Below are 12,527 nucleotides of genomic sequence, written 5' to 3' on the forward strand. Positions count from 1 at the left end.
CGCCGATTCACCTTCAGCGCGAGCGAATCCGTAGTTCAACCTTGACCATACGGATGTCGCAGCAAGAGGGACGGCATGAACCGCATCGGCCAAGGACTTCTTTCGCTATTCCTGACTTCCGTCGCGGCCGCGCCGCTGGCGGCCCACGCCCAGACGCCGGCCGACACCGACGTCGAAGGCGTCGTGGTCACCGGCTCGCGCATCCGCGTCAGTCCGCTCGACAAGACCCAGACCGTCTTCCAGATCGACCAGGAGGCGATCGCCAAGACCGGCCTGACCTCGATCGTCGACGTGCTTCAGCGCGTGCCGGCCGCCGGCGGCGGCCTCAATTCCAAGTTCAACAACTCCGGCAACTTCGGCAATCCGCCCGACGGCGGCGGCGTGGGCGCCGGCTCGGCCGAGATCGACCTGCGCTACCTGGGCTCGCGCCGGGCCCTGGTGCTGGTCGACGGCCAGCGCTGGGTCAGCGGGGCCTCGGCCTCGGGCGTGCCGGGCGCCGTTGACCTCAACACCATCCCCAGCGCCATGATCCGCAACGTCGAGATCCTGCAGGAAGGCGCCTCGCCGATCTACGGTTCGGACGCCATCGCCGGGGTCATCAACATCATCACCCGCGACCGCCAGCAGGGGCTGGAGCTGTCGGCCCAGGTGGGCGGCTACGGCGAGGGCGACGGCTTCTCGCAGGACTACAACGTCTCGTGGGGGGCCTCGGAGGGCAAGACCAGCATCGTGGTCGGCGGCGGCTACTTCAAGCAGAAGAGCGTGCTGTCGGCCGACCGCGACATCTCGCTCTATCCCAGCCCCTACGGGACCTCGTGCCTGTCGGGCGGCTGCTCGTCGGGCACGCCGCTGGGCCGGTTCATCGTCAGCGACCCCAATACCGGCCGCGACATGGACCTGACCCTGAAGGCGGCCCTGGCCGCCGGGGTGCGGCCCACCTACACGCCGCTGGATCCGACCGGCGCGGGCAGCAGCTTCCGCAACTTCGCCGGCGACGCCGACCGCTTCAACTTCCAGCCCTACAACTACATCGTCACCCCGTCCGAGCGGGTCAGCCTGTTCGGCGCGGTGACCCACGACTTCACCGACAGCATCAAGCTGAAGGTGCGCGGCAGCTACGTGCAGCGCAAGTCGGCCAACCAGGCCGCCCCGATCCCGCTGTTCGTCGGCCCCGACGCCGGCAACGGCAACCTGCTCGACACCGTCTCGATCGACGCCACCAACCCCTACAACCCGTTCGGCTTCACCCTGACCAGCGGCACCTACGCCTTCGTCGGCCGCCGGATGATCGAGGCCGGGCCGCGCCACTACGCCCAGACCGTCGACACCTGGAACGTCAACGCCACCCTGTCGGGCGACTGGGCCGTGGGCGCGCGGCGCTGGTACTGGGACGTCGGCTACACCGCCTCGCGCAACCACGCCGAACAGAGCTTCACCGGCAACCTCAACGCCCAGCGCGTGCAGCAGGCCCTGGGGCCGGTCTCGGGCTGCACCGGCTCGTGCGTGCCGCTGAACATCTTCGGCGGGGTCGGCTCGATCACGCCGGCGATGCTGGATTTCATCGGCTTCACCCAGCAGGACGTCTCGCAGCAGGAGCTGCACGACTTCACCGCCAACCTGACCGGCGACCTCTTCACGCTGCCGGCCGGGCCCCTGGCCTTCGCCGCCGGCTACGAGCATCGCGAGACCAAGGGCTACTTCCAGCCCGACGCCATCGTCGCCGCCGGCCTGTCGGCCGACATCCCCGCCCAGCCGGCCAAGGGCGAGATCAAGGTCGACGAGGCCTATCTGGAACTGCGCGCCCCCTTGCTGGCCGACCTGCCGCTGATCCACCGGCTGGAGATCTCGGGCGCCGGGCGCTGGTTCGACTATTCCACCTCGGGCTCTGACTCGATCTACAAGGCCGGCCTCAACTGGCGACCGACGGAAGACGTGCTGGTGCGCGCCTCCTGGGGCCAGGGCTTCCGGGCCCCGTCGATCGGCGAGCTCTACGGCGCGGCCTCGCGCTTCGACCAGGAGATCACCGACCCCTGCTCGGACATGCTGGGCCTGTCGGGCGGAACCCCGGCCAGCGCCACAGTCCGCGCCAACTGCATCGCCGCCGGCGTGCCGGCCAGCGGCGCCTATGTGCAGCTCAATCCGCAGCTGTCGGTGATCACCAGCGGCAACGACACGCTCAAGCCCGAGACCAGCGAGAGCAAGAACTTCAGCGTCGTCTGGGAGCCCAAGGCGCTGAAGGAGGCCAGCTGGGCCAGCGGCGGCTCGATCGAGCTGGCCTATTCCGACATCGAGCTGGACTCGGCGATCCAGGCCCTCTCCGGGGAAAGCCTGCTGTCGCGCTGCGCCGAACTGGCCGACGCCCTGGCCTGCTCGACCATCACCCGCACGGCCTCGGGCCAGGTGGCGGCGATCACCAACCCGCTGATCAACATCGGCGGCATCCAGACCCGGGCCATCGACCTGAACCTGTTGTGGACCTCGCCCGACTACAGCTTCGGGCGCCTGGCGGTGCGGTCGTACTCGACCTTCCTGCTGGAGTTCACCGAGATCGTGCCGACGGCCACCGGCTTCACCGAGATCCCGCGCGAAGGAACCGAACGCGGCAGCCCCGACCAGGCCTATCCGAAGACCAAGTCGACCTTCACCGTCGACTGGGACTGGAAGAACTGGGGCGCCAGCGCCTCGGCCCGCTACCTGTCGTCGGTCAAGGAAACGCAGGCCGCCGACGCCAAGCTGGCCTCGCGCACCTATGTCGACGCCCAGCTGCGCTGGAAGCCCGACTTCCTGGGCGAAACCACCGCGGTGGCCTTCGGGGTCAACAACCTGTTCGACAAGGACCCGCCGGGCTGCATCAGCTGCGGCCTGAACAACTTCGACCCCAACGCCTATGACGCGCCGGGGCGCTACTTCTACTTCCGCCTGACCTATCGGCAGTAGGGGCTGAACTTGGGCGCGGTCGTGCTACTGCTTGGAGCATGACCGCGCCCGCCGCCTCCGCCGCCGAGCACCAGGCTCTCACCCGCAAGATCACCACCCTGTCGGTGGGGACGGCCGCCATCCTAATCGTCATCAAGGGCGGCGCCTGGATCGCCAGCGGCTCGCTGGCCATGCTGGCCTCGCTGGCGGATTCGGGCCTCGATCTCGTCGCCTCGCTGATCACCTTCTTCGCCGTGCGCTACGCGGCCGAGCCGCCGGACGCCGAGCACCGCTTCGGCCATGGCAAGGCCGAGGCCTTCTCCAGCCTGATCCAGGCGGGCCTGGTGTTCGCCTCCGCCGCCCTGATCGGGCGCGAGGCGATCGGCGGCCTGCTGCATCCCAAGCCGGTGGAGCACGGCGTCTGGGGCGTGGGCGTGATGGTCGTCTCCATCGTCCTGACCCTGGCCCTGATCCGCGCCCAGGCCGCCGTGATGGCCCGCACGCGCTCGGTGGCCGTGGCCGGCGACCACGCCCACTACGCCGCCGACCTCGCCTCCAACGCCGTCACCTTGATCGGCCTCGCCGCCGTCGCCTTGCTGGGCTGGACCTGGGTGGACGCCGCCGCCGGCCTGGTGGTCGCCGCCTGGCTGCTGTGGGGCGCGGTCGGGGTGCTGCGCCAGGCCGCCGACCAGCTGATGGACCACGAACTGCCCGTCGAGGAGCGCGAGCAGATCCTGGCCCTGCTGGTCGACGACCCGCGCATCGGCGGGGTCCACCAACTGCGCACCCGCGCCGCCGGCCCGCACATCCACGTCCAGGGCCACATGGACCTCGCCGCCGGCCAGCGCCTTGCGGAGGCCCACGCGATCATGACCGCCGCCGAGGCGCGGGTGAAGGCCGCCTTCCCGACCGCCGACGTGCTGCTGCATCCCGATCCGAGGCATTGATCCTCCCTCCTCTGGGGGAGGTGTCGGCGCAGCCGACGGAGGGGGGTGAGGCGCCAGGTCGGCCAAACACTCTGGAAGCTGAAAACGTCCCCCCTCCGGCCCTTCGGGCCACCTCCCCCAGAGGGGAAGGATCTTCGCCGCCCTCTTGCCCTCTCCGCCTGATGCGCCCAATTAGCGGCCTTCCCCCCACCGACGAGCCCTCTTCCATGGACGACACCCTGGCCCGCCTGCCCGACGCCTTTTCCGGCAAGACCGTGCTGGTGCTGGGCGACGTCATGCTCGACCGGTTCGTCTACGGCGCGGTCGACCGCATCTCGCCCGAGGCGCCTGTGGCGGTGATCGCCATCGAGCGCGAGACGACCATGCTGGGCGGGGCCGGCAACGTCGCCCGCAACGTCGCCGCGTTGGGCGGCAAGGCGGTGCTGGCGGGGCTGGTCGGCGATGACGACGCTGGTCGCGCGGTGGCCGCCCTGGTCGAGCGCGAGCCTGGCCTGGACAGCGCCCTGGCCGTCGATCCCGGCCGCCGCACCACCGAGAAGACCCGCTATGTCGCCGCCTCGCACCAGATGCTGCGCGCCGACCGCGAGGACCGTCACCCCGCCGACGCCGCCCTGGTGCTGGCGACCTTCGAGAAGGCCCTGCCCGCCGCCGACGTCGTGGTGCTGTCCGACTACGCCAAGGGCGTGCTCACCGCCGACGTCCTGGCCGCCGCCATCGCCGCCGCCCGGGCCGCCGGCAAGCCCGTGATCGTCGACCCCAAGAGCCGCGACCTCGCCCGCTATGACGGCGCGACGGTGATCAAGCCCAACCGCCGCGAGGCCGCAGAGGCCACGGGCGTGACCGGCGCGGGCGACGAGGCCGCCGAGGCCGCCGGCGAGGCGATCCTGAAGGCCGCGCCCAATCTTGCCGCCGCCCTGGTCACCCGCGGCGCGGCCGGCATGACCCTGTCGCAGCGCGGCGCGGCCCACGTGCACCTGCCCGCCAGCGCGCTGGAGGTGTTCGACGTCTCGGGCGCCGGCGACACCGTGGCGGCCACCCTGGCCCTGTCGCTGGCCGCCGGCGCCGACCTGGCCGCCGCCGCGCGCCTGGCCAACGCCGCCGCCGGCCTGGTCGTGGCCAAGCTGGGCACCGACGTCGTCACCGCCGCGGAGCTGAAGGCGGTGCTGGCCGGCGCCCACGGCGACCCCGGCCAGGAGAAGATCGCGGCCCGCGACCGCATGCTGGAGATCGTCGCCGGCTGGCGCGCGCGCGGCCTGAAGGTCGGCTTCACCAACGGCTGCTTCGACCTGCTGCACCCCGGCCACGTCTCGCTGCTCGCCCAGGCCAAGGCCGCCTGCGACCGCCTGGTGCTGGGCCTCAACACCGACGCCTCGGTCCAGCGCCTGAAGGGCCCGACCCGCCCGGTGCAGAAGGAAGACGCCCGCGCCGCGGTGCTGGCCTCGCTGTCGGCCATCGACCTGGTCACCCTGTTCGACGAGGACACCCCGCTGGAGCTGATCACCGCCATCAAGCCCGACGTCCTGGTCAAGGGCGCCGACTATACGGTCGAGACCGTGGTCGGCTCGGACGTGGTGCTGGCCAACGGCGGCCGCGTGGTGCTGGCGGACCTGAAGGCGGGCCAGAGCACCACGGCGCTGATCGCGCGGGCGAATACGCCTTGAGGAACCTCCCCCTGTGGGGGAGGCGATCGCGTAGCGATCGGAGGGGGGCGTATCTGCGAAACCTGCCAAGGACGTGGAAGCTGAAAGCTTCCCCCCACCGGCCTTCGGCCGCCTCTCCCACAGGGGGAGGTTCCAAAAACGCTCATTCGGCCGAATAGTCCTTGCCCGGCAATATCTTGTTAAGCAAAGCGGCGCATCGATCAGACGATGCAGCCTGAACGCATGTGGGCATGAGCGTCGAACGCACTCTTCACCATTTCCCGTTGGACCCGGCCTCGCGCCAGGTGCGCCTCGCGCTGGGCGAAAAGCGGGTGGCGTTCTCCGAGGTGCAGGTGCGCTATTGGGAGTCGCCGCCGGAATTCACGGCGTTGAACCCGTCGGGCCTGACGCCGGTGCTGGTCGAGACCCGTCACCAGCGCACCAGCGTGATCTGCGAAAGCCGCGCCATCCTCGAACACATCGAGGAGCAGGAACCCGAGCCCGCCCTTCTGGGCCGCGAAGCCGGCGAGCGCGCCGAGGCGCGGCGCCTGATGCAGTGGTTCGACCGCAAGTTCGACAACGAGGTCAACGGCTTCCTGCTGCACGAAAAGATGGAAAAGCGCCTGCTGCGGATGGGCGCGCCGGATCTGGGCGCCCTGCGCCAAGGCCGCGACGCGCTGCGCAATCACATGGGCTACATGGAAAGCCTGCTGCAGCAGCGCGACTGGCTGGCCGGCCGCCGCATGAGCCTGGGCGATTTCGCCGGCGCGGCGCACCTTTCCGTCATCGACTATTTCGGCGACGTGCCGTGGAAAGACTTCCCCGCCGTCCGCACCTGGTACATGAAGCTGAAATCGAGGCCGTGCTTCAGGCCCATCCTGGCCGACCGCTGGCCCGGCCTCGCGCCGGCCGCGCACTATGACGACCTCGACTTCTGACCTGACGCCCCAAGATCGCTTTCTGGCCATTCGGGACGAGATCCGCCGCGAAGCCCTCGCGCTGGGCTTCGACGCCTGCGGCTTCGCCTCGGCCGCAGACGCCTGGCCCAATGGCGAATGGCTGCGTCAGTTCGTGGCCGAGGGCCTGCACGGCGCCATGGGCTGGATGGAGGAGACGCTCGAGCGGCGCAGCCACCCCACCGCCATGTGGACCGATGCGAAGAGCGCGGTGGTGCTGGGCGTCAACTACGGCCCCGACATCGACCCGCTGACCCAGCTGGAGCACAGGGGTCGCGCGGCCATCAGCGTCTACGCCCAGGGCGACGACTATCACGACGTGGTCAAGAAGCGCCTCAAGCAGCTGGCCGGCTGGATGCATCGGCGCTGGGGAAACGACGTGAAGGTGTTCGTCGACACCGCGCCCCTGATGGAAAAGCCCCTGGCCCAGCGGGCGGGCCTGGGCTGGCAGGGCAAGCACACCAACCTCGTCTCGCGCCAGTTCGGCTCGTGGCTGTTCCTGGGCAGCGTGCTGACGACACTGGACCTGCCGCCCGACGAGGCCGAGTTCGACCGCTGCGGCTCGTGCCGGGCGTGCCTGGACATCTGCCCGACGGGGGCCTTCCCCGCGCCGCACCGGCTGGATGCGCGCCGCTGCATCTCGTACCTGACCATCGAGCTTTCCGGCCCGATCCCGGACGAGTTCAGGCCGATGCTGGGCAACCGCATCTATGGCTGCGACGACTGCCTGGCGGCCTGCCCGTGGAACAAGTTCGCCAGCCTGTCGGCCGAGGCCAAGTTCCACGCCCGCGCGACCCTGAAGACCCCGCCGCTGGCGGAGCTGGCCGTGCTGGACGATCCGTCGTTCCGGGCGCTGTTCAGCAAGAGCCCGATCAAGCGCATCGGTCGCGACCGCTTCGTGCGCAACGTGCTCTACGCCATCGGCAACAGCGGCGATGCGGCCCTGATGACCGTGGTCGAACCGCTGCGAAGCGACCCCGACGAGACCGTCCGCGACGCCGCCGACTGGGCGGCGGCGCGGCTGGCGGCGGCTCAGGTTTCGTAGACGTAGGGGCTGACCAGATCGGCCAGCAGCGGCGCGGCGGCGTCGCGGGCGTTGGCGGTCAGGTCGGCGCCTGGGATGGTCCAGTCGACGCCGATGGCCGGATCGTTGAAGCGCAGCGTGCCTTCGGCCTGCGGCGCATAGTAGCCGGTAACCTTGTAGAGCACCTCGCACTCGTCGGTCAGGGTGCAGTAGCCGTGGGCGAAGCCCTCCGGCACCAGCAGTTGCAGGGCGTTTTCGGCCGACAGTTCCGCGCCGACCCACTGGCCGTAGGTGGGCGAGCCCTCGCGGATGTCCACCGCCACGTCGAAGATCACGCCGCGCACGCAGCGCAGCAGCTTGGCCTGGCCGTGCGGCGGCTTCTGGAAGTGCAGGCCGCGCACGACGCCGCGGGTGGTCGAGCGCACGTGGTTGTCCTGCACGAAGGCGCCGCCCTTGAAGCCGACCTCCTCCAGCGCCGACTGGCGGAAGGTCTCGGAGAACCAGCCGCGCTCGTCGCCGTGGCGGACGGGCGCGATCAGCAGGACGTCGGAAATGGCCAGGGGGGTGATCTGCATCACGCGGCGTCCTTGTTGTTCAGCGCATCGTCAACCAGCGCGGCGACGGCCGGCAGCGAAAGCCGCGCGGCGATCGAGTGTCGGGCGCGCTCGCCGAGCGCCCGGCGCTCGATCGGATCGTCGATCAGCCGCGCCAGGGCGCGAGCGGCGAAATCCAGGTCGGGATCGGCCCACTGCCCCCCGGCATAGACGCCCTGGGCGTCTTCGACGGCCACCAGCCTGAACGGCGCCAGGACGGCGCTGTGCTCGTCCATGAAATCGAGGTTCCCCGACCATCCGGTGGCGACCACCGCCTTGCCGGCCGCCATGGCCTCGGCCGGGAACAGGCCGAACCCCTCGGCGCGATGCAGCGACAGCAGGATGTCGCAACTGGCGACCAGGCGGTCCTTGTCCCCCGGGCTCATCGGCTCGACGAGCAGGCGCACGTCATCGGCGTCTCCGATCGCCTGGCGCAGCGACGCCAGGGCCTCCGGCGCGGCCTCGGAGCCGACCGTCTTGAACACCAGGACGGCGGGTGTCGGCGTCAGGGCCCGCGCCCGGCGGAAGGCCTCCAGCGCGCCAAGCGGGTTCTTGCGGGCGATCGACGAGCGGAAGTCGAAGGCGCACAGCACCACCACCGCCTCGGGCGGCAGGCCGAAACGCGGCCGATCGGGCGCCTGCGGGTCGACCTCGACCGTCAGCGGCGCGACCCTGACCTTCACGCGCCGCGGCGCGTCTCGGCGTATCGCGTCGGCCCCGAACTCCGACAGCGCCCACACCTCGTCGACATAGCGGAAGGCGCGCCTCCAGGCCTTGGGGATGCGCGGCAGCTCCCAAGCCCAGCAACCGATCGTGCGGCGCCCGGCGAAGGGCGCGCCACGGGTCTGGGAGATCAGGTGGATCAGTTCGACCGGATTGACCTGGACGATCATCACGCCCGCACCCCGGACCGGGGCCGCTGGATCCCCCTCGTCCAGGCGCCGCGCATGCCCGAGCCGTTCGGAAATGTCCCAGGCGACGACCTGCCGCCCGGTGAGCCGAACCGCGCGCGTCAGCCCGCGCACCGCCTCGCCCAGGCCAAGGACCGCGCCCTGAAACCCCGCGACGATCACCGGCGCGTCGGCGGGCGCGACGCGTACGCCTCGACGCTTCCAGCCGTAGAAAAGATAGGCGCGGACATAAGGCAGGCGTAGGGAAACCGCATGCGCCGCCCCGGGCAGGGCGCGCCAGACCATACGCTTGAGCTGCTTGATCACCTTCGCCGTACCTTTGCCGGGCCCCCTGTGTTAGCGAGTGTCGCGCCGCGTTCAACCAAGCATTTGGGCATGCCGATCGTTTCCCCCGCTTTCAGCGTCATCATCGTCGCCTACCAGAGCGGCCCGACCCTGGCCCGCTGTCTGGCGGGCCTGGCCGCCCAGACCTTTGTCGACTTCGAGGTGCTGCTGGTCGACAACGCCTCGACCGACGGCGCGCCGCAGGCCGCCGCGAAGGCCGATCCGTCGATCCGGCTGATCGAGCCCGGCGCCAATACCGGCTTCGCGGCCGGCAACAACCTGGCGGCGCGGGAGGCCAGGGGGCGCTGGCTGGTGCTGCTGAACCCCGACGCCTATCCGCATGCCGACTGGCTGGAGAAGCTGGCGGCGGCCGCCGAGCGCCATCCGGACGTCAACAGCTTCGCCTCGTTGCAGCTGGTCGCCGACGAGCCCGAGCTGATGGACGGGGCCGGCGACGTCATGACCTCGGCCGGCATTCCCTTCCGCGGCGGCTATCGCCGCAAGGCTTCGGCCAAGGTCTTCGAGGGCGAGGTGTTCTCGGCCTGCGGCGCGGCGATGATGCTGGACCGCGACCTGTTCCTGCGCCTGGGCGGCTTCGACGAGCGGTTCTTCTGCTACTGCGAGGACGTCGACCTGGGCTACCGCCTGCGGCTCGACGGCGAGCCGACCCTTCTGGCGCCCGACGCCAAGGTCGAGCACGTCGGCTCGGCGACGCTGGGGGTGCGCTCGGACTTCGCCCTGTTCCACGGCACGCGAAACCGCGTGTGGACCTTCCTGAAGAACACGCCCGGGCCGATGCTGTGGTGGAGCGCGCCGCTGCACTTCGCGGTCACCGGCGGCCTCTTCCTGCTGCACCTGCGCCGACGCGACGCCGGTCCGGTGTGGAAGGGCTTCAAGGCCGCCTTCGTGAAGGCCGACCTCGATCCCATCCTGGCCTCGCGGCGCGAGATCCAGGCCGCCCGCAAGGCGCCGACGATCGACATCCTGCGGGCCATGGCCCTGGACCCGGTGGCCTTCTTCGGCCGCCGGATCGTCATCAGGCCGTGGCGAGGTCGTCGATCAGGCGCCGCATGAACTGGGCGCCGCGCTCCATCTGGGCGATCTCGACATACTCGTCGGGCTGGTGGGCCTGGTCGATCGACCCGGGGCCGCAGATGACGGTTGAGAAGCCCGCGCCCTGGAACTGCCCGGCCTCGGCGGCGTAGGGCGCCACGCGGGCGGGGCCGTTGTCGCCGGCCATGCGGCGGGCGAAGGCCTCGGCCACGCCGTTCGGCTCGGGCGCGAAGGACGGGGTCAGCGAGCGCACCTCGACCTTGACCCCGCCTTCCGGGGCCTTGGCCCTGACCTCGGCGTCCAGCCTGTCGGCGAGAGCGAAGAAGTCGGCGAGGATCGCCTGCGGATCCAGGCCCGGCGGCGTGCGCAGGTCGAAGACGAACAGGCACTGGCGGGCCAGGATGTTCACCGCCGTGCCGCCGTTGACCTGGCCGATGGTCAGGGTCGCGCCCTTGGGCATGAACGGCGAGGCCGGGTCGGCCTGGCGCTCCAGCCGCTCGGACAGTTCGACCAGATGGCTCATCAGCTTCACCGCGACCATGTTGGCCGAGACGCCCAGGTGGGTGAGGCTGGAATGAGCCTCGCGCCCGGTCACCGTCACCCAGTAGCTGGCGATGCCCTTGTGGGCCTGGACGGCGACCATGTCGGTGGGCTCGCCGACCACGACGAGGGCCGGCCTGGGCAGGTCGCGGGCGATGACCTCGATCATGTCGGGCGCGCCCAGGCACCCGACTTCCTCGTCATAGGAAAAGGCCAGGTGGACGGGGCGCTTGAGGTCGCCGGCCACGAGATCGGGCGCGGCGGCCAGGGCCAGGGCCAGAAAGCCCTTCATGTCGCAGGTTCCCCGGCCATAGAGCCGGCCGTCGCGCTCGGTCAGGGTCCAGGGGTCGCTCGACCACGGCTGGCCGTCGACCGGCACGACGTCGGTATGGCCCGACAGCACGACCCCGCCCTCTACCGCCGGGCCGATGCTGGCCATCAGGTTCGACTTGGTTCCATCGGCGTTGGGCACGCGCCGGGAGGCCACGCCCAGGTCCGAGAGATAGGCCTCGACCCATTCGATCAGGGCCAGGTTCGAGCCGCGCGAGGTGGTGTCGAACGAGACCAGCCTGGCCAGGATATCGACCGCGCGGGCGGAGAGCGCTTCGGGAGAGGAAACCATCCGCCAAGCCTAGGCCGCGCCGCCCCGACCCGCCAAGCCCGGGCGGACCACCCCAGGCAGGATCATGCAACGGCCCGAGAAAAGCTCGCTCCGCGCGCAACAAACGTGCTGCGCCACGGCTTTTCTTCGTCCGAGCCAAGCTTTAGAGGAGACGGACCATGATCCTGACCCTCTCCTGCCCCGACCAGCCCGGCATCGTCGCCAAGGTCTCGACCTTCCTCTTCGAGCGCGGGTGCAACATCCTCGACGCCCAGCAGTTCGACGACCAGGAGACGGGCGACTTCTTCATGCGCGTCGTCTTCGATCCGGACGGCGCCGACCGCGCCGCCCTGCGCAGCGAGTTCGAGACTCTGGCCACGGGCTTCTCTATGCGCTGGACCCTGCGCGACCCGGCCGAGCGCTACCGGGTGATGATCCTGGCCAGCAAGTTCGACCACTGCCTGGCCGACCTCGTCTATCGCTGGCGCATCGGCGAGCTGCCGATGGACGTCACCGCCATCGTCGCCAACCACCCCGCCGAAACCTACACCCACGTCGACCTGTCGGGCCTGCCCTTCCATCACCTGCCGGTGACCAAGGAGACCAAGTTCGAGCAGGAGGCCGCGCTCTGGAAGCTGATCCAGGAGACGCAGACCGACATCGTCGTGCTGGCCCGCTACATGCAGGTGCTGTCGGACGGCCTGGCGGCCAAGCTGAAAGGCCGCTGCATCAACATCCACCACTCGTTCCTGCCGGGCTTCAAGGGCGCCAAGCCTTATCACCAGGCCCACGCCCGCGGCGTGAAGGTGATCGGCGCTTCGGCCCACTACGTGACCGGCGACCTCGACGAAGGTCCGATCATCGAGCAGGACGTCGAGCGCATCAGCCACCGCGACACGCCCGAGGACCTGGTCCGCAAGGGCCGCGACATCGAACGCCGCGTCCTGGCCCGCGCCCTGCGCTGGCGGCTGGAGGACCGGGTGCTGCTGAACGGCCGCAAGACGGTGGTGTTCACCGACTGA

At 70.4% G+C, this 12,527-nt stretch carries 10 protein-coding genes; 7 read left to right on the plus strand and 3 right to left on the minus strand.

Annotation, left to right across the window (positions count from 1 at the left end):
• The first annotated feature begins 75 nt into the window (after positions 1 to 75).
• From V6S85_RS04070 to queG, 5 genes are all read left to right on the plus strand, one after another.
• Positions 76 to 2,937, plus strand: a complete 2,862-nt coding sequence (locus V6S85_RS04070; RefSeq protein ID WP_116569483.1) for a TonB-dependent receptor domain-containing protein — start codon at positions 76 to 78, stop codon at positions 2,935 to 2,937.
• A gap of 38 nt (positions 2,938 to 2,975) precedes the next feature.
• Positions 2,976 to 3,863: a cation diffusion facilitator family transporter gene (locus tag V6S85_RS04075; protein WP_334348134.1), complete on the plus strand. Its 888-nt coding sequence runs from the start codon at positions 2,976 to 2,978 to the stop codon at positions 3,861 to 3,863.
• A gap of 206 nt (positions 3,864 to 4,069) precedes the next feature.
• Positions 4,070 to 5,524 carry a D-glycero-beta-D-manno-heptose-7-phosphate kinase gene (rfaE1, locus tag V6S85_RS04080; protein WP_334348135.1) on the plus strand — a complete coding sequence of 485 codons (1,455 nt, stop codon included), beginning with the start codon at positions 4,070 to 4,072 and terminating at the stop codon, positions 5,522 to 5,524.
• 230 nt (positions 5,525 to 5,754) lie between these two features.
• Positions 5,755 to 6,441: an FtsZ-binding protein FzlA gene (gene fzlA, locus V6S85_RS04085; protein ID WP_116569480.1), complete on the plus strand. Its 687-nt coding sequence runs from the start codon at positions 5,755 to 5,757 to the stop codon at positions 6,439 to 6,441.
• Positions 6,422 to 7,504 (plus strand): tRNA epoxyqueuosine(34) reductase QueG, encoded by a 1,083-nt coding sequence (gene queG / locus V6S85_RS04090; protein ID WP_334348136.1) that lies wholly within the window; start codon positions 6,422 to 6,424, stop codon positions 7,502 to 7,504. Before fzlA ends, queG begins: the two co-directional genes overlap by 20 nt.
• On the opposite strand, the gene rfbC is transcribed toward queG, so the two are convergent.
• On the minus strand, positions 7,492 to 8,058 hold the full coding sequence (gene rfbC, locus V6S85_RS04095; protein WP_334348137.1) for a dTDP-4-dehydrorhamnose 3,5-epimerase: 567 nt from the start codon (positions 8,056 to 8,058) through the stop codon (positions 7,492 to 7,494). The two genes, queG and rfbC, sit on opposite strands and share 13 nt — an antisense overlap.
• The gene (locus tag V6S85_RS04100; RefSeq protein ID WP_334348138.1) at positions 8,058 to 9,293 is read right to left on the minus strand and encodes a glycosyltransferase family 4 protein; all 1,236 of its coding nucleotides are present in this window, start codon (positions 9,291 to 9,293) and stop codon (positions 8,058 to 8,060) included. Before V6S85_RS04100 ends, rfbC begins: the two co-directional genes overlap by 1 nt.
• A gap of 69 nt (positions 9,294 to 9,362) precedes the next feature.
• Here V6S85_RS04100 and V6S85_RS04105 point away from each other — a divergent pair, with 69 nt between their 5' ends.
• Positions 9,363 to 10,385, plus strand: coding sequence for a glycosyltransferase family 2 protein (locus V6S85_RS04105; protein WP_334348139.1), 1,023 nt, complete (start codon positions 9,363 to 9,365; stop codon positions 10,383 to 10,385).
• Here the strand turns inward: V6S85_RS04105 and argE are convergent.
• The gene (gene argE, locus V6S85_RS04110) at positions 10,348 to 11,526 is read right to left on the minus strand and encodes an acetylornithine deacetylase (RefSeq protein WP_334348140.1); all 1,179 of its coding nucleotides are present in this window, start codon (positions 11,524 to 11,526) and stop codon (positions 10,348 to 10,350) included. The genes V6S85_RS04105 and argE overlap by 38 nt on opposite strands.
• 158 nt (positions 11,527 to 11,684) lie before the next feature.
• On the opposite strand from argE, the gene purU reads away from it, so the two are divergent.
• Complete coding sequence (gene purU, locus V6S85_RS04115; RefSeq protein ID WP_116569474.1) at positions 11,685 to 12,527, plus strand: formyltetrahydrofolate deformylase; 843 nt, start codon at positions 11,685 to 11,687, stop codon at positions 12,525 to 12,527.

The organism is Caulobacter sp. CCNWLW153 (genome assembly GCF_036889365.1).
In the GTDB taxonomy this organism is placed as follows: Bacteria; Pseudomonadota; Alphaproteobacteria; order Caulobacterales; family Caulobacteraceae; genus Caulobacter; species Caulobacter radicis.